The sequence below is a fragment of the Amycolatopsis sp. NPDC059235 genome (assembly GCF_042754125.1).
Lineage (GTDB): Bacteria > Actinomycetota > Actinomycetes > Mycobacteriales > Pseudonocardiaceae > Amycolatopsis > Amycolatopsis albidoflava.
Genome location: NZ_JBHZAG010000037.1, coordinates 46,449 through 64,686 on the forward strand (window position 1 = coordinate 46,449; position 18,238 = coordinate 64,686).

General features: G+C 69.6%; 19 protein-coding genes. 10 read left to right on the forward strand and 9 right to left on the reverse strand.

Annotation, left to right across the window (positions count from 1 at the left end; all coding sequences use genetic code 11):
• Positions 1–35: 35 nt before the first annotated feature.
• From ACFXI3_RS23805 to ACFXI3_RS23820, 4 genes are all read right to left on the reverse strand, one after another.
• Entirely contained in the window at positions 36–1,187 is a 1,152-nt protein-coding gene (locus tag ACFXI3_RS23805; RefSeq protein WP_378402203.1) for a N(5)-(carboxyethyl)ornithine synthase, read from the reverse strand.
• A 49-nt stretch (positions 1,188–1,236) separates the two neighbouring features.
• A complete protein-coding gene (locus ACFXI3_RS23810; protein ID WP_240690961.1) occupies positions 1,237–1,590 on the reverse strand; it encodes an RGCVC family protein in 354 nt (117 codons plus the stop codon).
• A gap of 759 nt (positions 1,591–2,349) precedes the next feature.
• Positions 2,350–2,679 carry a hypothetical protein gene (locus ACFXI3_RS23815; protein ID WP_134670394.1) on the reverse strand — a complete coding sequence of 110 codons (330 nt, stop codon included), beginning with the start codon at positions 2,677–2,679 and terminating at the stop codon, positions 2,350–2,352.
• 820 nt (positions 2,680–3,499) lie between these two features.
• Complete coding sequence (locus tag ACFXI3_RS23820) at positions 3,500–3,676, reverse strand: hypothetical protein (RefSeq protein ID WP_378402205.1); 177 nt, start codon at positions 3,674–3,676, stop codon at positions 3,500–3,502.
• Positions 3,677–5,196: 1,520 nt separating this feature from the next.
• On the opposite strand from ACFXI3_RS23820, the gene ACFXI3_RS23825 reads away from it, so the two are divergent.
• Positions 5,197–5,619, forward strand: coding sequence for an ATP-binding protein (locus ACFXI3_RS23825; RefSeq protein WP_378402207.1), 423 nt, complete (start codon positions 5,197–5,199; stop codon positions 5,617–5,619).
• A gap of 952 nt (positions 5,620–6,571) precedes the next feature.
• Positions 6,572–7,171 (forward strand): DUF1707 domain-containing protein, encoded by a 600-nt coding sequence (locus tag ACFXI3_RS23830; protein WP_378402209.1) that lies wholly within the window; start codon positions 6,572–6,574, stop codon positions 7,169–7,171.
• Positions 7,172–7,934: 763 nt separating this feature from the next.
• Here ACFXI3_RS23830 and ACFXI3_RS23835 read toward each other — a convergent pair.
• The 3 genes from ACFXI3_RS23835 to ACFXI3_RS23845 form a co-directional block, all read right to left on the reverse strand.
• Positions 7,935–8,486: a DUF5994 family protein gene (locus ACFXI3_RS23835; protein WP_378402211.1), complete on the reverse strand. Its 552-nt coding sequence runs from the start codon at positions 8,484–8,486 to the stop codon at positions 7,935–7,937.
• A gap of 328 nt (positions 8,487–8,814) precedes the next feature.
• Positions 8,815–9,096 carry a hypothetical protein gene (locus ACFXI3_RS23840; RefSeq protein WP_378402213.1) on the reverse strand — a complete coding sequence of 94 codons (282 nt, stop codon included), beginning with the start codon at positions 9,094–9,096 and terminating at the stop codon, positions 8,815–8,817.
• Between the two features lie 390 nt (positions 9,097–9,486).
• Positions 9,487–9,951: a DUF5994 family protein gene (locus ACFXI3_RS23845; RefSeq protein WP_134670385.1), complete on the reverse strand. Its 465-nt coding sequence runs from the start codon at positions 9,949–9,951 to the stop codon at positions 9,487–9,489.
• 257 nt (positions 9,952–10,208) lie between these two features.
• On the opposite strand from ACFXI3_RS23845, the gene ACFXI3_RS23850 reads away from it, so the two are divergent.
• The 5 genes from ACFXI3_RS23850 (at position 10,209) to ACFXI3_RS23870 (ending at position 12,084) form a co-directional block, all read left to right on the forward strand.
• Positions 10,209–10,628: an HPF/RaiA family ribosome-associated protein gene (locus ACFXI3_RS23850; RefSeq protein ID WP_378402215.1), complete on the forward strand. Its 420-nt coding sequence runs from the start codon at positions 10,209–10,211 to the stop codon at positions 10,626–10,628.
• A 245-nt stretch (positions 10,629–10,873) separates the two neighbouring features.
• Positions 10,874–10,966 (forward strand): hypothetical protein, encoded by a 93-nt coding sequence (locus ACFXI3_RS23855; RefSeq protein ID WP_378402217.1) that lies wholly within the window; start codon positions 10,874–10,876, stop codon positions 10,964–10,966.
• A 283-nt stretch (positions 10,967–11,249) separates the two neighbouring features.
• On the forward strand, positions 11,250–11,558 hold the full coding sequence (locus tag ACFXI3_RS23860) for an IS3 family transposase (protein WP_378402219.1): 309 nt from the start codon (positions 11,250–11,252) through the stop codon (positions 11,556–11,558).
• The gene (locus ACFXI3_RS23865; protein WP_378402221.1) at positions 11,555–11,704 is read left to right on the forward strand and encodes a hypothetical protein; all 150 of its coding nucleotides are present in this window, start codon (positions 11,555–11,557) and stop codon (positions 11,702–11,704) included. The genes ACFXI3_RS23860 and ACFXI3_RS23865 overlap by 4 nt, the downstream gene beginning before the upstream one ends.
• A 197-nt stretch (positions 11,705–11,901) precedes the next feature.
• Positions 11,902–12,084 (forward strand): IS3 family transposase, encoded by a 183-nt coding sequence (locus tag ACFXI3_RS23870; RefSeq protein ID WP_378402264.1) that lies wholly within the window; start codon positions 11,902–11,904, stop codon positions 12,082–12,084.
• 27 nt (positions 12,085–12,111) lie between these two features.
• On the opposite strand, the gene ACFXI3_RS23875 is transcribed toward ACFXI3_RS23870, so the two are convergent.
• Positions 12,112–12,546: a ferritin-like domain-containing protein gene (locus ACFXI3_RS23875; protein ID WP_378402223.1), complete on the reverse strand. Its 435-nt coding sequence runs from the start codon at positions 12,544–12,546 to the stop codon at positions 12,112–12,114.
• Between the two features lie 558 nt (positions 12,547–13,104).
• Here ACFXI3_RS23875 and ACFXI3_RS23880 point away from each other — a divergent pair.
• Together ACFXI3_RS23880 and ACFXI3_RS23885 are read left to right on the forward strand one after the other, a co-directional pair.
• Positions 13,105–14,157 carry an acyl-CoA desaturase gene (locus tag ACFXI3_RS23880; protein ID WP_134670434.1) on the forward strand — a complete coding sequence of 351 codons (1,053 nt, stop codon included), beginning with the start codon at positions 13,105–13,107 and terminating at the stop codon, positions 14,155–14,157.
• A 188-nt stretch (positions 14,158–14,345) separates the two neighbouring features.
• Positions 14,346–15,236, forward strand: a complete 891-nt coding sequence (locus ACFXI3_RS23885) for a hypothetical protein (protein WP_378402225.1) — start codon at positions 14,346–14,348, stop codon at positions 15,234–15,236.
• 656 nt (positions 15,237–15,892) lie between these two features.
• On the opposite strand, the gene ACFXI3_RS23890 is transcribed toward ACFXI3_RS23885, so the two are convergent.
• Complete coding sequence (locus ACFXI3_RS23890) at positions 15,893–16,918, reverse strand: pentapeptide repeat-containing protein (protein ID WP_378402227.1); 1,026 nt, start codon at positions 16,916–16,918, stop codon at positions 15,893–15,895.
• Between the two features lie 259 nt (positions 16,919–17,177).
• On the opposite strand from ACFXI3_RS23890, the gene ACFXI3_RS23895 reads away from it, so the two are divergent.
• Entirely contained in the window at positions 17,178–18,212 is a 1,035-nt protein-coding gene (locus ACFXI3_RS23895) for a glycosyltransferase (RefSeq protein ID WP_370935164.1), read from the forward strand.
• Positions 18,213–18,238 lie beyond the last annotated feature (26 nt).

The following is an 18,238-nucleotide window of genomic DNA, read 5'->3' on the forward strand; positions in this document are numbered from 1 at the left end:
GACGAGACCGGACCGTCGGCAGCGGGTGCCGACGGCTACGTCACGCGGTGGGGATAAGCCGCGGAGCGCCGTTGGAAGGTGAGGATCGCCGGGTTCGCGATGACGCCGTCGCGGATTTCGACGGCGCGTCCGATGGTGTCGTCGGTGTCCCATGCGGAGGGTCCGTCGAGCACGGGTCGCAGCAGGGGGAGCAGGGCCTCGCTGATCTCCCAGGTCGCCGAACTCCACAGGTAGGACGGGCTGTGGTCGACGGCGTAGTAGGTGATGCCTTCGCCGACGGTGAAGGTCGGGTCGGCGAAGGTGGTGGGCTGGGCCCAGCTGAAGCCCATGCCCTCGTCGCACGAGACGTCGACGATGAGGCTGCCTGGTTCGAACGCGTCCAGGTCGGCTTTGACGAGAAACGTCAGCGGCTCGGCGGGATCCTGCAGCACGCAGTTGACGACGATGTCGTGCTCGGCGAGGAATCCGGCGAGGGGGACTCGTCCGCGGTCGGTGAGTGCGTGGCTGCGGCGGGGGTCGCCGGGGCTGTTCGCGTCGTGCTGGAAGTGCACCATCGTCGCGGAGTGGATGGGCGAGCCGACCGCGGTGATGCCGCGGCCGGTGAGGACGCGCACGTCGTGCACGCCGTGTGCGTTGAGCGCGGTGACCGCGCCTCGCGCGGTCGCGCCGAAACCGATGACCACCGCCCGGAGGCGGCGTCCGTAGTCGCCGGTCGACCCGGTCAGCTGCAGGGCGTGCAGGACCGAGCAGTAGCCGGCCAGCTCGTTGTTCTTGTGGAACACGTGCAGCCCGAAGGACCCGTCGCGGGTCCAGTGGTTCATCGCCTCGAACGCGATCAGCGTCAGCCTGCGGTCGACGGCCAGCTGGGTGAGTTCCCGGTCTTGGACGCAGTGCGGCCAGCCCCACAGCACCTGGTGCGGCCGCAGTTCGGCGACGTCGCTCCGCACCGGTTTGGCGAGCAGGACGACGTCGCATTCGGCGATGAGTTCCTCCCGCGTGCGCAGCCCGGCGACGGTGCCTTTCAGCTGTTCGTCGGGCACGCCGAAGTCCTCGCCGTAGCCGTGTTCGAGGTAGATGCGCTCGCGCAGATCGGCGTCGATCCGCTCGAGATGCCGGGGGTGGATCGGCAATCGGCGTTCGTCCGGTTTCCGCGAATGCGCGACGACGCCGAGAGTGAGCTGGTGCACCGGGTTCCTTTTGCTCGATGGTGGTCTGGACAACGTGTGCCCGAGGGCGTTATCGGCGCAGGTCTTCGGGCGTTTCGTCAATGAGGTGCAGCAGTCGCACAGCGAGGGCCTGGCAAGCGGTGTCGGTGAGGCCGGTGTCTTGCTTGAGCAGGTCCCGTACCTTGGCGACGCGTTGGTCGTAGCGGGAGACGAAGTCGATTCGTGCGGTCATGGGTCGTTCCTCTTTCGTGGTTTCGCGGCCGCCAGCGGCGCAGGCGCAGCGGCGGTGGAGCGCGCCTGCTGCGGTCGCGGCGCAGAAGCGGTCCGCGATCGGGTCGTGCGCGTCTGTCTGATGTGGACAGACCGGGCAATCGCCGGACGGCGCCGCGGCGGTCGGCGCCAGCGCGGCGCGCATCGCGATCATCGCCGGGCTCTTCGGCCGGCGGTCGCCGATCCGTTCGCGGCCGTGCGGAACACGCTGGCGACGGTGCCCGGGGAATGGACGGGCTCCGTACGGGCCCGCGGCGGAATGCGGTGCGGTACGTTCATGACGCTCCAGCCCCGGCAACCACCGGAACTGGGACGAGAAGGCCGGCGTGCCGCGATCGTCACCACGTGGCGCGCGAGAACCAGGCGGAGTCCGGGGACGGTGCAAACTCGATTGCCCGCACACGGGATGCTCCCGGACACCACTGACCCTACACGCGCCTGGGCCTCAGCAGGCAACGGTCACCCGCTCGGCGCCGTCCCGGCATCCCGGCGACCGGGCCGCCGGCCGGGGACCGTTCCCGACGGGGATCTCCGGCGGCACCGAGCAGGCCGGCCCGCCGAGGACCCGTGCCGATCGCCGTGACCGGCAACCGCCCGGCCGGATTCGGAGAACGCGGCCCTGCCGCCGTCGACATCCGCGTTCGGCACCGGCGAGGATCTGCCGCGCCACGCGGTGAACCCGGCGTGCGCGGCTGGAATCTCCGGTGCTTCCGCGCCTCGAACGACGTGCTCACGGCGCTGCGCGGAGCGTGTGTCGCTGGGTGAAGCACGACGGTTCGGCGGTTCCGGCGCAGATGGCTGCTGGTTGCGCTCGTGTCGGCGCAGGCGACGCCAGTGCAGACGCGGAATGCGGATCCGCTTGGCAGAGTTTCGTCAGAGGCGGTGTGCTCGAGGGGTACGCACCGAGTTCCGTTCAGCACGATTGCCCGCCCGGCAAGCGCGCGAGCGGGTCGGCCCGCGCGGCGTTCCACCGCAACGCCGCGTCCAGCTGTGCCTCCGAAAGCCGTACCCGTCGCGAGATCTGGCGCAGGGATGCGCGGCTCAGCGACGAGTCCCGGCTGGCCTGGCACAGCAGCCCGAACCACCACTGCTCGTCGACCCATTCGAGCTTGGCCTTGCTCACCAGCGCAGCCAGGTGCTCGTCGCAGCACGCGTGGACGACCCGTTGTCCGGGCAAGGCCAATTCCACGGAATCGACGACCGACGAGTCGCGCACCAGAGCGGTCTGGAGGCTCGTGGACACGGGCCGCTCGCCGCAGTACCCGCAGGGCGGGTCACGGCGGCCGGGGATCGCCCCGAAGGGGTAGGCAGGCGGCACCAGAACCTCCGGCTCACTGCGACCAGTTCCCTCTCGCGGGCAGCAAGCCGGTGCCGGGGCGGAACGGCGTCTGCACGATCCCGGGCAGGGCTGAGGCCGTCCCCCTCTGCGGAATCACACTACGGGCACCCTGACGCGATGTCAGTACACCATCCGGGTCCGCCGCAGCCGCAAGCTCGAGCAGAGTGCGCACGAGATCGGCGGTGCGAGAGAGAAAAGCGGCTGCTTGACTTGCGGTGCGAGCGAGTCCGGTCTTCGCCGCCCACGGAGCGCGGCTGGCTCCCGGCAGCAGTGGCCGGGCCGAGAGCTGTCCGGCCGCTTCGGCCGGCGCCGCGGCGCCGGCAGGCAGTAGCGTGGCGTGGTCCGCTGACCGCGGCCACCAGCCGCTGCCGACGTGCCCGCACTCGGAGCGGGCGGCTTCAACGAAACCCGCGCTGCAACGGGCCGCGCGCTGCCTCCGGCCTGAGACTGTCATCCGGCTTCCCGTGCTCGAGGTCGCCTTCGTTGCCGTTCGGCGCATGGAGAGGTCGACACCCCCGGCAACAGCGGAGGAACGAAGAGGCAAGCCTGGCATTTCGCCGTACGGCACAGGAAACCGGCCTCGGCGCCGCCCTGCCGGGTCTGCACGGCCGATGTCCGGGCCGGTCCCCTCGAACATTCGGATGAACCTGGTGGCGCGTGTGCTTGCCGACCCGCCAGCCGCAGCTCAGCCGGGCCGGCCTTGTCGTCGGCCGACATCGCGGCCTTAATCGACAACTGCCGTGCCGCCTGCCGCCACGCGAGCATTGCCGCCGAAACGGCGAAGGTGCTCCCGCCGCGCACCGCACCGGACGCCGCCGAGCAGTCCCGCCGACAGCTCTGTGTACTCGCTTCCGGCCGACTGCCCGGCGTCCGGCGCGGCCGCGGTCTCGCGTTCGTCCATTGTGGAATCCTTAAGCGCGGGAGCGGAAAGCCGCCCTGCCGGGGCGCGGTCGCTTGGCAGGGCGGACGGAGCTCCGCGAGGTTCCCGGCCCCTCCGCAAGCGACAGGGACACGGCTCTGCCGGTGCGGCACCGGTTCGCCTGCGCCGCACCAGCCGACGAGGTTGGGCAGGGCTCCAGCCGGCGATCGCGGTCCGCGACAGCGGCGACGGCAGCAGCGGGAGGGTGTACTGTCAGCGGTGTCCGAAGGCATTCCGTGTGCGGGTGCAGGAGCCCGCATCGTCCTCGGGTTTCATCCGGTCACGTGAACCGGGAACGGGAGCACGGCATGCAGCCGGCCTACGGCGCACCATCGTCTTCCCAGCGGCCATGATGCCGCCGAGCAGCTGCGGGCGGGTTTGTGCTCCGTCGGCAGCGCCCACTCGGGAGGGTGACGGTGCGGCGTGGCCCGCTGCCGTGCGAATGACGGAACCCGTTGTGCGGAAAGAATAACAACGCAATCTCGGAGCGGTTCGCAGGTCCCGTCGCGGCCCGATGCGCTGATCCGCCCGCAGGACGTACTCCGGCCGCGGTTTCCTCCGGCGGAGAGCCGGTTCCCGCGTCGGCGAGCCCCGGCTTCGGAGCCGTTTTCCGGCGCGTAGGGCCGGTGGTATCGGCGTCCGCCAACGGGCCGTCCGGACGGGAGCGACTGTCCCGGCGAACCTGGCGGCGGGCATGGGAATCGGACTTGTTGCCGGCAGGCGAGCGGTCGCGGTACAAGGGGCCGGACGCCGAGGAGGGCTGTTTCGACAGCGCCCGGCGGCCGCGGTCCCGGAAGCCGGGCACGGAAATCCGCGCCTAGGTCGAACAGTTCGGGCGGGTGGGCCGCAACAGGCTCAAATCCGGTCACTGGGGATCTCGTTTCTTCCCCGCTCCGCCACGGGCCGCACCTGGTTGCCTGCCCGGTTTTCCCGCCGCCGGCAACGCTCCGTCGTGGTGACCAGGCCGCACGTCCGCGACCTGACGATCCCTCCGGAGGCGGATCCGGTTGCCGCGCCTCGCGCGCTGCACGCGGCCGGTCGGACGAAAGGGCCGGGACCGCGTGGGAAATCCTTGTCCGCTCAGGTCATCGGACCGTCCATTCCGGCACAAGGAGCGACGTCTGTCCTGCGCGCGGATCACGGGCCGATCATCGTTGCCGAACCGTCGCAGACGCGGGCTTGGTCCGAGGCTGCCGGCGAGTTGCCGGCGACGGAGCGGCGAGCGCGCCGCTTCCCCCGCCGGCCGGACCGCGGCGGGGCGGCACCGCGCCCGGATGCGGCGGCCAGCCGGACCGGTTCGCCTCGCTCGCGCGGGTGGAATCGGACGACCGTCCGCGCCCGAACTGCCGCCCAAAGGACGCAATCGCGTCCGGCCGCGAAGAAACCCGGCCGGAACGGGTGTGGACGGGATGTCCTGCCGGGTACCTCTCCTTGATGAGAATCCGGATATCGGCCCGTTGCGTTCCCTCCGCGAGTCTGTCCGCCGGGATGGATCGCGGCGGATGACCGGCAGCGGAGGGGACAATGGATGCCCGTGGACGCTCGACGTGCGCGGGACCGGCCTCTCGTCGGTGCCCGCCGTCCGCGTCTGGGCGGCCGGTCTGCTCGGCAGCCTCAGCGCCGATCGTCGGCTCGACGTGCTCCTGGTGCTCGACGAACTCGTGACGAACGCCCATGCGCACACCCTCGGCCCGACGTGGGTCCGGCTGACCGAACAGCCCCGGCCTTGCCTGGTCGTCGTGGAAGCGGACGACCTCTCGCACGGCTGGCCGGTCGTCCGTGCTCGGGGAGGGACCGCGCCGCACGGACGGGGGATGCAGCTCGTGGACCGGCTCGCGAACGAGTGGGGAGTGCACGACAATCTGGACGGAAAGACCGTGTGGGCGCGCTTGGGCTGGTCCGGGGAAGGCGTCCGCCGGCGGTGAGTGTCGCCCGCCGAGCCCGACAGCGACCAAGGCGGTCGTGGAGATCGACCAGAGGAAGCGGACTGGCCCTGGCCGCAGTCGTGGCGGCCGGTTCCGACGACCAGACAGCCTGGCTTGCCCCGCAGCCGTCGCGGACGGCCGAACTGGAGCGTGCGGAGCACCGTGGCGAGGTACGGACACAGGTGCGCGAGTGCCCGATGCCGCGGAACTCGCCGAGATGCCCGGGCGTTCGGAGCATCGGCTTCGTGACCGGCGTCCGCCGCCGATGGAGATCAGCACGCGGCGGGCGACATCCGGCGCAACCTCCGTGCGGGGCTGGAGATCGGGGCATTCGAACCGGCGAGCAGCGAAGCAGGCAGCGGGGTCCGCCTTTCCGATCAGCGACAGTCCGGCCGTGTTCGGGAAATTCTTCCGGGCAGGCAAAGGCCTTCGCGGCGATCGGGCACGCAAGGCGTGTCGCGCGGTTTCAGCCGTCCGCGGAGCAGCGCACGCGCATCCCTCTTGGGCGGCGTCGCTCTCGACAAGGAACCCGGTTCCGATCCTCAGCGCACCTTCTGCCGGCTGGGCAAGCTCTGGAACATCGACACACACCAGCGACTGATTCCGGGATCTCGCCGCAGTGGTCGCGAGCGGGCGAAAAGACCTTCTGCCTCGGGGTCGCGAGTCGCGAGTCCTGTCGCGAACTTCGTGCCAGGGCTGGTTGCGATGAGGCAAAGCGAGAACGAGACGCGACCGATCGCAGCTCGATGCGGCACCGGAGCCGTGGCGATCGCGGCGGGCGCGAAATGGACGTTGCGCGCGGTGTGTTCTTCCGCCGTATCCTCGGCGTCCGGATCACCGTGCCGGCAGCCGAATGTCCGATTAGCGCGCGACCTTGCTCACGGCGTATTGCACCGCACGGGCTTTCGGTCATCTGGTCGCTGTTCGGCGGCCGACCCGATAGATTGAGGACGTGTCAGACGGCGAACTCGAACCGCACGGTGGTGACGTAGCGCGCGGGAATCAGCGTGCGTCCGATGCCGACCGCGACCGTGCGGTGGAACTGCTCCGGCAGGCCGTCGGTGACGGCCTGCTCGGTCTCGACGAGTTCAGCGACCGGGTCGGCGTCGTGCTCGCGGCGGGGACCCGGGGACAGATGGAATCGGTGCTGGCCGATTTACCCGGGCTGTCGCTGTTTCCGCCCGAACCGCCGTTCTCCGAACCACCCGCGCTCGTGCTCCGCACCACCAACGGTTCGGTCAAGCAGGAGGGCGAGTGGGTCGTTCCGCGGCGGATCCTGGCGCAGTGCGGCTCTGGCCGCGTCCGGATCGACTTCACCCGGGCTGTGTGCCGGCACACGGAAATCCAGCTGAAAATGGTCTGCACCGGCTCGGGGCAGGTGCAGGTGACCGTGCCGCGCGGATGGTCGATCCGCGTCGAGGAGCTGAGCGCGACCAGCGGCAGGGTCATCGACAAGGCGACGGACCCGTATGTGCCGGGTTCCCCGTTGATCCGGGTGTCCGGCGAGCTGGCCAGTGGACGGCTCAAGATAAGGCATCCGCGCGAGACCTGAATGGCCGACACGACGAGGGCGGTCCGCTCAGTCGATGACGGTCGGTGTCGCGCTGAGCCAAGCGCTGCGAGCCGGCTGACTCCGGAGACCGACGCGGCGACGTGGAACGCAGGACCGCCATTGGCCGGGCTTTCGAAGCTCCGCGCGTGCCGAACAGGGAACTGCCGTCCGAATCCGCGTCGCGCGGACCGGTTCCGAACGGTCGCTCGCGGCGGCGGCCAGCCCAGAACGGGATCGTCTCCGTCGCGGGGCGCGGCGGTTCGCGATAGGCATGGGCGAGCAGAAGGGCGTCCGGCGCCTGCTTTCGCGGCCTGCTGGAAATTTCCTTTCGCTGAAGCGAAAGACGCCCATGGCAGGGGTGGAATCAGTCCGTTCAGGATTCCCTGGCACTGGTGTCGGCGCGTGCCGACGCAGTTTCGCGCCGGCTCGACCACGCGAGAGATGGCGACGGATCAGCTGTGACTGGAAGACCTGGGCACTCCGAGGTTGTGCCTGCCCGGCCGTGGACTTCGGGGCGGGTGTGCCTGGCACGGCTCCGGCTGGTTGCGCGGTGCTTCCGGATGTGTTGTGGTTCAGTCGCTTTCTCGCCGCCACAGCTCGCCCGGCCGGCTCGTCCGCCAGAGCGGACGACCAGGTTCGCCTGGCGCGAAAAAGATCGTGATCTGTCGGGCGGCCGCTTGCGGGAACAACGCGGAGGAGGCCGCCCTGCCGCCGCGGCGACCCTGCGGTGGGCGCTCGTCCCGCCGGAGGGTCGCGGGAAAATCTAGGCTGACGCGGGGATGCGGCCGCCGTCGACGTCCCAGCGCTGGGTCGCGTCGTCCATCGCGCCGGCCGCCGCCTCGTGGTCGGTCTCGCTGGGGGCGGCGAGCAGGGACTCGACGGTATCGAGGTGGTCCCGGTGCGCCGCGGCCGCCAGAATGCGATGCGCGTCGGCTTGCCCGGTCTCCGGCGGTACGACCAGCAGAGCCAGCCGGCGCGGTCCCCGCGCTCCGGTGACGGTCACCGTGTCGGGGTGGTGCGCGCGGAATCCTTCGAGCCGGATCGCGGAGCCGTCGACGGTGAGCCGGCGCTGAGCCGGAGTCCAGGCGGCGAGGTGGTAGGAGACCCGTTCGATCCGGTCCAGCCGCGCGGCGAGCATCGCGAGCAACGCCGGCAGTTCCACGGCTAGTTCGCGGGTGTAGGGCCACCATGCGCCGTCGACGTATCCCGTTGCTGGGCCGTCCGGTTTCAGCCGCAGGCGTGGTGCGCGCCAGGCCGGTGTGGCGGCTTTCCTGGCCGAGACAGTGCTGGCGACGGTGCGGAGGTTCGGTGCCATGGCGGCGTTCCCGTCCCCGGCCGCTGTCACAGTCCGGACTGGGTGCCGAGGACGGCGCGAGCTTGACCGCTCACGCACGAGATGCTCTCGGACACTGTCAACACTGCACCCTTTGCCTCGCTGGTCGCGGAAACGCCGACGGCAGCGGGACTTCGCTTCTGAGCAGCCGGAAATCGGGACGAGAAAAAGAACCGTTCACGGGGATGACGCCGCGCCCGCGCGGGTCGTCCTTTTCCGTCCCGGTCGTCGACCGGCCGCGGCTCAAGCCCCCGAACTCGGCGAGGGGTTTCGCGGACTGCGCGTGGTGGCCGCGGTGCGGGCCGGCCGGTCACGGTGTTGTCGTGATGTGGAAGGCGTAGTACCCGTTGATGTCCTTTCGGACGTCGAGTGTTTTCTCGGCGAGCCGGACGCGGGTCTCGCGGGCGAGGAACACCTGGGTGTCGCCGGTCGCGATGATGTCCTCCCCGGTCGCGGGGTAGGCGGCGACGTCCACGGCGAATGCGGCGCCGTCCTCGGGAAGGCCGTCGAGCGTGAGGCGCAGGCCGCCTTCGGCGTGGACGTTCTGGGATGCGGTGAGCTGGTTGATCGCTTCGGTGGCTGCTCCGGTCATGGTGAACATCGGTGGTTCGCTTTCTGCGTGTTGTGCTCAGGCGGCGTCGCCGCGCCTTGTGCTGCGTGGATCGGTGGCAGACGGCGCGTGCTGCGTGCGGGCAGGTCCGAAAGCTGGGCATCCTGGGGCCAGAGGTCGTGCTTGTGCGGCGGGGTCCGCGCAGCCAGCGAACGAGGGGGCTGGTAGCGGGGTCGGTCGTCGGGAGGGCGGAGTGCGGGCTGGTCGGCGCTGCCCTCGTGATTCTGCCGCGAATACCGGGGCGCATGGGCGTTCCTGGTGCGATTTCTGCCGTGCCTGTTGTCGCGGACCGCTCCGATGCGGAAGCGTCGTCTCGCGCACGGCGTCCGCGACAACCCTGGCCTGCCGCTGTTCATTCCCGCCTGGCGCCGGTCAGGCAGCCTCCAGTGCTCCGCTGGCGGCGAGGATCACGTGCGCCGCGTCGGTGCTGTCCGGGTCGATGGCCGAGCACAGGGCGCGTTCCGCCGCCGCCGGGCTTGCTTCCGGCGGGATCACCAGCAGCGTCAGGTGGTGGATGCGCGGGCCGATGACCACGACTGTGTGCTGCTGGAGGCCGTAGAACGCGGCCAGCCGCACGAGAGCCGGTCCGTGGGCGAGCCGGGCGGGTGCGAGGTCCCAGGCGCCGGGGTTGAAACCGATCCGGTCCACCCGGCCGAAGCGGTCGACGAGCGCGGCGGCGAGTGCGCTGAATTCCGTGACCGGTTCCCGCGAACGGGGCCACCAAGCGCCGTCGAAGCAGCCTTTCGCCGCGTGCTGTTCTTTGAAGCGCAATCGCCGCCCGAGAGCGGGCGGTCCGAGCACGACGCCCGTGCTGGACTCGTTCGAGGCGTACTCCATGATGGCGCTCCTGTCCGGCCGGTGCGGGACCGTTCCGGCAGCGGATGCCTGCGGAGGCGGACCTGTCTGCCAAGCCTACGCTGAAAGGGAGACCGCCCGGCGGAATCAGCCGGATTTCCTTGTGCCGGGCCGGAATGGCGGACGGCAGCTGCTCCCGCCAGGCTCCCGAGCGCGCCGGATTCCGTTGGCGCGAAACTATCGCCGGGCGCGGCTGACCGTCAGGAGTAGGCTGGGCGCAGGCGGTGAAGGCGGTTCCGGTGAGCGTGGCACAGGCCGCGTTCCAGGACCCGCGCGGCCGCATTCCGAAGGGACCGCACATGCAGGTCGAGATCAGCACCGACAACAACGTTCCCGGCAGCGCGGAGCTGAACCGCTGGGCCGAGGAGGAACTCCGTGCCGCGCTCTCGCGGTTCAGCGACCACCTGATCCGGCTGGAGGCGCACCTCAGCGACGAAGTCGCGTCCGGTGCCGCCGGGGTGGACCGCCGGTGCGTGCTCGAGGCCCGTCCCGAGGGCAAGCCCGCCGTCGTGGTCACCCACTTCGCGGGTTCGGTGGACGAGGCGCTTCGCGGGGCGACGCGCAAGCTGGCAGGCATTCTCGACCGGCAGCACGACCAGGCCGCACATCACAAGGGCGGCGACACTGTCCGATATGGATGGTCGGCGAACCAGGGCTGACTCCCGATGTCCGGAACACAAGCCGCGTCGCCTCGGCTTGCTGAGTGTCCACACAGGACGCCGTCGTCGCCGAAATATCCGAGTAGCGCCCGATGTGAGTTTCGACAGGTCCGTGAGGGGAACCCTGAGGGGCTCAGAGTCTGGACCGTTCCCCGGGAGTTGGACTGGGAATCGAGTTCCGGCTTGCGGGGAGTGGTTCTTTGTATTCGTGCAGTTCGTTGTCTGAGGGGCAGCGGGAGGCTGCTGTGGCGTTGTTCGAGGCCGGGCACGGCCGCAAGGCGGTCGCGGCCCGGTTGGGCGTGTCGGTGACGGCGGTGCAACGCTTGCGTGATCGTTGAATGCTGCGGAGCGCGGGGGCGCTGATGAACAAACCGGACCGGCGGTCGTTCGCGTTCGAGTTCAAGCTCGGGGTCGTGGCCCGTTATGTCGGCGGGGAGGCGACCGCGCTCGAGCTGGCCCGCGATCACGGGTTGCGGCCCCGGCGGAAAGGCCGTCCCCCGGCCGCAGCGGCGGAGCGGTCCGGGCCGGGCGAGTTGGAGCGGTTGCGGCGGAGAACCTGCGGCTGTCGGCGAAGGTGGCCTGCCTGGAAAAATTGCGGGCCTTGAGGGACCAGGCGCGAGGGTGAAAACCCAGGCGATCGCCGCCCTCAAGGCCGACTACTCGCTGCTGGTGGTCGCGTGCCTGGCCCGGTCGACGTTCTTCTACCACCAGGCCCGCCTCGCCCGGCCCGACCCGCACGCCGGGCTCAAGACCGCGATCGCCGAGGCCTTCGCGGCCGGCCGTGGCCGCTACGGGCACCGGCGGATCCACCCGGTCCTGGCCCGCGACGGCTGGCAGATCGCCAAGAAGACGGTGCTCAAGGTCATGAACACCCTCGGCCTGGTCTGCAAGATCCGGCGGCCGCGCCGGCGCCGGTCCTGGCCGGCATGACCGCCGAGAACCCGCTCGACCGCCAGTTCGGCGCCGACGCTCCGAACACGAAATGGGTCACCGACGTGACCGAGTTCCGCATCGGCGACCGCAAGCTCTACCTGTCACCGATCATCGACCTGTTCGACCGCTCCGTCGTCGCCTGAGCCTGCGGCCCGTCCCCGTCGCTGGACCTGACCACCACCTCGCTGCGCGAGGCGATCGCCGCCCCGCCCCCGGTGCCGCGCCGCTGGTCCACACCGACCAGGGCTTCCAGTACCGGCACCGCTCCTGGCGCGCCCTGATCGAGGAGGCGGGCCTGACCCAGTCCAGGTCACGCCGCGCCACCTGCCTCGACAACGCCATTGTCGAGAACTTCTTCAGCCACCTCAAAGAAGAACTGTTCCACCACAACAGCTTCGACACCATCGAGGAATTCACCGCCGCACTGCACGACTACATCCACTGGTACAACACCACCCGCATCTCCACCACCCTCGGAGGCCTCAGCCCAACCGAATACCGAGCCCAAACCCTCACCGCCTGACCTCCACCCCAACTTCTGCGGACCGGTTCAACCGAGCGCGGTCCGCGGGAATGGGACGCGCACTTTCTCGTCGCCGGCGATTTCCTGTGCGTACTGCCGCGCGGCCCGGGTTTCGAACCGCACCGCCCGTCCGCCGGTCACACCGCCGCGCGTGCCGGTGCCGGAGGTCATCGAGTCGGCCAGCCCCCGTCCGGTCACGGCGTGCAGGTAGAACTCGGCTTCGAGGTATTCCAGGTCGAGTGCGAAGTTGAGCACCGCGCCGTCGCTCACCTGGCCGGAGTCTTGCGCGACCGGGGCGGCCTCGCGGACGGCGGCCCCGGCGGGGTTCGTGAGGGCGCCGAGCCCGAGAGCGCCGGCCACGCCGAGCCCGGCCATGCCTGCGGCTTGCAGGAAATTGCTTCGGTCCTGGGGACTCTCCGCGCTCCGGGCGATCATCGAGGCGGCATAGCGGGTGCCAAACAAGGGCGATCTCCTTCCCGCCCGGCGCGAACGCCGGCCATTCCCGCACGGACAGCCGTCCGCGCGGGAATGGCCTTCGTGGACGGTCCTGCTTCGTCACCGGGAGCGGTTTGGACGGGTCAGCCCCCCGATCGGGGGCACCGCGGAAATTGGGAAGAAATCCGTTCCAGGTCACTCCGCCGACGGGATACGGAGAGCGATGAGTACATTGTGGACTATGACGCGACCGCTGATCGCGGTGCGGATCTCGAGCGGAGAGCCGGTCTCGTTCCGCTCAGAAGGCGATGCGAGCCGGCCAGCTCACCGCATACGCGGGGATTCGGGTATCGCCAATCCTGCTTCGCGGGGATCTTGCCGGCTGGGCAGGGTCCGGAGCGGAAGTCCGAGCGGCACGGCTCCCCGCCGATAACCGGGATGCCGGCCCGCGCACCGAGCTTGTGCGCGGCGTTCTCCGCCGAGCCCTCGGGTCCGGCCTTGTTTGGGGCCGCGTCCTGGCGGGAATTCGCGTAGTGCGACCGGTCGCCCCAGTCCCCGGCATCGCAGAACTCGGGAAGGAATCCCATGGTCACATCGCCGGTGACTCCGCCGACCAAGGTCGGCGCCGAGACGACCGCGTCGCGCAAGGAATTCGGCGCTCTCGTCCGGCTCGTGCGGGGAGCGGGCCTGCTGGAGCGGCGTTATGGTTACTACGCGGTGAAAATCGCTCTCACCGCGCTCGCTCTGGCCGCCGGGTGCCTGGTTTTCGTCCTGGTGGGCGATTCGTGGTGGCAGCTGGTCACCGCGGTGTTCTTCGCGGTGATGTTCACCCAGATCGCGTTCCTCGGCCATGACGCCGGGCACAACCAGATCTTCCGGACCGGACCGGCCAACGACCGCGTCGGCCGGATGCTCGGCGGGATCGTCGGGATCAGCTACGGCTGGTGGATGGGCAAGCACACCCGCCACCACGCCAACCCCAACCACGAGGACGAGGATCCGGACCTCGACATCCCGTTGCTCGCGTTCACCCGCGGGCAGTCGCGCGACCGCAGCGGGCTCGTGCGCTGGACGGCCAAGCACCAGGCCGCGCTGTTTTTCCCGTTGCTGCTGCTGGAAGGGCTGAACCTGCACTGGGCCGGCGTCGAAGCCGCGTGGCGCGGGGAGATCGCGGCGCGCCGGACGGAAGCGGTTCTGCTGCTCGTGCATGCCGCCGTGTACCTCGCCGCGGTGTTCGTGGTGCTGTCCCCGCCGGTGGCGATCGCGTTCATCGCCGTCCACCAGGGACTGTGGGGGGTGTACATGGGCTGCTCGTTCGCGCCCGGGCACAAGGGCATGCCCACCTACGCCCGGGAGACCAGGCCGGACTTCCTGACCCGGCAGATCCTTACCAGTCGCAACGTCCGCGGCGGCCGCTGCGTCGATTTCGCCCTCGGCGGCCTGAATTACCAGATCGAGCACCACCTGTTCCCCGGCATGCCGCGCGCCAACCTTCGCCGCGCCCAACCCCTGGTACGCGCGTTCTGCACCGACCGCGGCATCGAGTACGCCGAATGCGGACTGTTCACGACCTACCGCCACGTGCTCAACCACCTGCACGACGTCAGCGCCCCGCTCCGCGCGCGCGGCGCCGCCTGAGAACGAGGCCGCGCCGCGCGCGACTCACGACGACGGATCTGCCCCGCGGTCAACCCGCGCAGGACGGACTACCGGTGTTCGCCTCGATGCTCGCCGACCTCGTACCGGCCGTATACCGTGCCGTAACTCGACTGTGGTTCGCTGATCTGCTGTTTGTCCGGGTGAGGGTTATGCGATGCTCTCCGGCCGTGCTGTTTCGACTGATGTATTTGGTCCTGGTGACGTTGTTCGGCTGGTGGGGTCTGCTTTCTCGGTCCGCTAGGGCCAAGGACGTCGAGATACTGGTGCTTCGCCACGAGGTGTCGGCTCTGCGCCGCCAGGTCGGGCGACCACGTCTTCCGCGGCCGGATCGTGCGGTCTTGTCTGCGTTGGTCGTCCGGCTTGCCCGGGAGAACCCGGGTTGGGGGCATCGCCGTGTCCAGGGAGAGCTGGTCCGGCTCGGGCACCGCGTCGGTGCAGGCACGATCCGCCGTATCCTCGCTGCTGCCCGTGTCGGCCCCGCGCCCGGGCGCGGGGACACCGATCGGCGCACGTTCCTGAGCGCCCAAGCGGCAGGCCTGACGGCCACGGACTTCTTCCATCTGGCCACGATCGGGTTGCGGAGGCTCTGCGCGGTGTCCATGATGGAGATCCGCACCCCGGCGAGTGCACCTTGCCGGAGGGTGAATGCGCATCCGGCGGCGGCCTGGACCACGCAAGCCGCCCGCAACCTGCTGATGAGCCTCGGCGAGGGAACCTCCCGATTCCGGTTCCTTGTCCGCGACCGGGATGCGAAGTTCACTGCACCGTTTGACGCGGTGTTCGCCTCCGAGAGCATCGGCGTGGTGAAAACCCCGCGGCGAACGCCCCGAGCGAACTGTTACGCGGAGCGGTTCGTGCGCAGTGTCCGGTCGGAGTGCACCGACAGGATGCTGATCTACAACGAACGCCACGCTGCCCGGTCCTTGATGAGTTCGCCCGGCACTTCAATGATCACCGTCCGCACCAGGGACGTGAGCATCGCCCGCCCGACCACGATCCCGCTGCCGTCATTCCGCTCGACTGTCCGTTCCGGCGGCACCGTGTCCTCGGCGGCGTGATTAACGAATGCCGCCGAGTAGCCTGATTCGATCTCAAAACCGCAGCTCATGGAGCGATTCGCTAGTTTTGGCACGGTACAAGGTACTGCGGCAGAGGTGCGGCGTGTCATGTATGCGGGAGCGTCACGAGCGGGGCAGCTTCTGATGTTCGTAGTCCACGGCGACCATTTGGGCAGATATGTGGCGCAGCTGGCAGCAGACGGGCTGGCGGTCAGAATATGGACGCCGGAAGCTTCGTCAAAAATAACTGGCAATGTGTTTGCGCATGCATTAAAATGCTGAAATTGTGGTCTGGCTCGGCTGCTGGTCGGCAACCGGGCGATGGGTGTGCAGCAGAGCTGTGCGTAAACGCGCTTTACACGTCGGCTACCGCTGCTTCGGCCCGGCCCGGCCCGGCCCGGCCCGAGGTCCGGTCAGGAACAGGATGCCGCTGGTGCGTCGTGGGAGAAGATCGACTGCCGTCTGATGCAGCTGCATTTCGGTAACGAGTATGCGAAAACGGCGGCGGGCTGGGAGGCGTAGGCACGGATTGCGCTGTTCAAGAACCCGCGGTCGGGGCGACCGGGTTCACCCATTCGGCCGGGTTTGGTTGGTTGTCGTGCTGATTCGACGCAGAAAAGCGGAGAATGGCTGATGAAATGCGCGCTCGACGCTGTTCAGAGCCGCCCGCGCAGTTCTGGCGGCAGAATGGTCGACATATCCGCCGCTGCGCTCTTGAGTGCGGCGGCGGTGAGGCCGACAGCGGTGCTGAGGTCCGTCCCGGTCAGGTCGGTTTCGGTGAGGTCTGCTCCGGTCAGGTCGGTACGGTCCAGGGTCGCTCCGCGCAGGCGGGCGCGGCTGAGGTTGGCATTGCGGAAGTCGGCCCGGGAGAGGTCGGCTCCGCGCAGGTCTGCTTCTCCGGCGAAGGACGCGCCGGTGGCGATCGCGTCGGCGAGGCGTGCGTTCGGCAGTTTGGCCCCGTCCAGCATGGCGTTCTCCAGCTTCGCCGAGTTGAGCACTGCGTCGCGCAGATCGACGAGAGCGAGCGTCGCGCCGGTGAGGTCCGCGCTGGTGAGTTTCGCGCGCGACAAGACGGTGCCCTCATCGCAGATGGTCCCTCGGAGGTTCGCACCGGTCAGGTCGGCACCGGTCAGCTTCACGCCGGCGAGGTCCAGCGGGTCGGTCTGACCGTTGTCGGGACGTTCGCGGAGGGCGTCGACGGCTGCGACGACGTCCGGGTCGGGGCGGGTGCCTTCGGCGGCCGCGGTCGCGCGTTGGCGAAGGAGATCGCAGATCGACCGGACAACGCTCGGGCGGTCCCGCTCGAAGTCGATCATCAGCCTGGCGAGCGTGCGCACGGCGTTGGCGCGGATGGCCGGGTCGTCCGAGCCCAGCCTGCTCCATGCGGAGTCGAACTGGCTGACGACGTGCTTGTCTTCGTCCAGGCGCTGCTTTTGCCGGTCGAGCGAGTAGCGCAGGAAGGCCAGCCCGGCGGTGGCGATGCCCGCGCCCACGTTCAGCCCGGTGAGGAGCGACGACCGGGCGTTGTTGACCGCGGTCAGCCACTCGGCGCTCGACATGTCCGGCCGTTGCGGACCGACGGCTCGTTCGGCGAGGGGAACCGCGAAGAGCCATTCCACCGCGCCGAGCACGACGACTATTGCGGCGGCGATCCCCACGCTGCGCCAGAATCGGATCTGCATGGGGATATTCCACCGTATGGCGTGCTGCGTTGCTTTCGCAGGGCGGTTTCGGCAAGATCGGCATCCGGTGTTCGACCGGGCGCGGGGAGGCGCGATCGATGGCGAAGAAGCATGCGGGGACGGCGGATGCTCCGGTTTCGGGAATCGGTGTTTTCCGTTCGGCCACGAGCGGCGCGGTCGTCCATCCGGTTCTTGCCGCCTCCGGTTCGAGGAACTCGGTCGCTCTTTCCCTGCTGGTTGTCAGGGCTCAGTGAGGGCGATGAGCATTATTCTCGTCCCGTACCCGGCCCGGGGCCACATTGCTCCGTTTCTCCGGATGGGCGCGGAACTGGCCCGGCGGCGGATTCCGGTTCGGATGATCGTGCCGCCGCCGCATGCCCGGGCCGTGGCTGCCGCCGGGGTGGTCCCGGTGGTGATCGGCTCGGACGAAGGAGCTCGGGTGCCGCCGGGCTGGTCCCGGTCGGATCTGGCCGCGAGACGTGCTGCCGCCGTGCGGCGTCGCCGGACGGCGCTGGAGATGCAGGCGGTTTTTGACCGTGAGGTCGCGGCGTTCCCTCCGTCGGCGGTGCTCCTGGACCCGCATGCGAGGTGGCTGCGCCGACTGTCCCGGAGCGGCCGGCGGATCTGGTTGTGGACGACTTCGTCGTCGGCGCCGCGGTGCGCCGCGCCGGCACTCGTCAACGGCCTCCCGGCGTTGGCCGCTCCGTCCCGGCGGGCACGGTTCGTCGCACCATTGCACGGCGGTTTCCCGGTGCCGGGGGAGGAATTCCCCTACCATCGCTTGGCGGGCCGGAAGCTTCTGGTGGTCTCTTTCGGCACTGTGTTCGGGCGTCGGCCAGGCATGTTGCGGTGGATCGCCGAGTCGTTCCGCGGCACACCATGGGATGTGGTTCTCTCCACCGGGCGAACCGAGCCGGCGGCAGTGGGCCCGGTTCCGGGCAACGTGATCCTGGCTTCGAGCATTCCGCAGGAGAAGCTGCTGCGCCGAGCTTCGGCGCTGCTCACCCACGGGGGAATGAATTCCGTCCTGGAAGCTGCCGCAGCCGGTGTTCCGATGCTCTTCGCGCCACGCAGCGGGGAGCAACGCCGGACGGCCCGCCGGGTGATCGAACTTGGTGCCGGAAGGCTGCTCGACGCTGGAACTTCGCTGGCCCGGCAAACCGAGCGGCTACGGGCTGACGATGCCGTCATCGGCGGTGCACGGCAGTTGCGCGCACTCGTCGAGGCCGCACCTTCCGTCGCGGAAGCAGCTGACCGGCTCGTCGCGCTGGCTGATCTCGCGCCTGTGTGCTGATTCGATCACAGAACGTGGGCTGGACC

Coding starts and splice junctions, on each gene's coding strand:
- ACFXI3_RS23810 (WP_240690961.1), bottom strand. CDS start 1,590: ATGATCGCGATGCGCGCCGCGCTGGCGCCGACCGCCGCGGCGCCGTCC.
- ACFXI3_RS23820 (WP_378402205.1), bottom strand. CDS start 3,676: ATGGACGAACGCGAGACCGCGGCCGCGCCGGACGCCGGGCAGTCGGCC.
- ACFXI3_RS23825 (WP_378402207.1), top strand. CDS start 5,197: ATGACCGGCAGCGGAGGGGACAATGGATGCCCGTGGACGCTCGACGTG.
- ACFXI3_RS23835 (WP_378402211.1), bottom strand. CDS start 8,486: ATGGCACCGAACCTCCGCACCGTCGCCAGCACTGTCTCGGCCAGGAAA.
- ACFXI3_RS23840 (WP_378402213.1), bottom strand. CDS start 9,096: ATGACCGGAGCAGCCACCGAAGCGATCAACCAGCTCACCGCATCCCAG.
- ACFXI3_RS23845 (WP_134670385.1), bottom strand. CDS start 9,951: ATGGAGTACGCCTCGAACGAGTCCAGCACGGGCGTCGTGCTCGGACCG.
- ACFXI3_RS23865 (WP_378402221.1), top strand. CDS start 11,555: ATGACCGCCGAGAACCCGCTCGACCGCCAGTTCGGCGCCGACGCTCCG.
- ACFXI3_RS23880 (WP_134670434.1), top strand. CDS start 13,105: ATGGTCACATCGCCGGTGACTCCGCCGACCAAGGTCGGCGCCGAGACG.
- ACFXI3_RS23890 (WP_378402227.1), bottom strand. CDS start 16,918: ATGCAGATCCGATTCTGGCGCAGCGTGGGGATCGCCGCCGCAATAGTC.
- ACFXI3_RS23895 (WP_370935164.1), top strand. CDS start 17,178: ATGAGCATTATTCTCGTCCCGTACCCGGCCCGGGGCCACATTGCTCCG.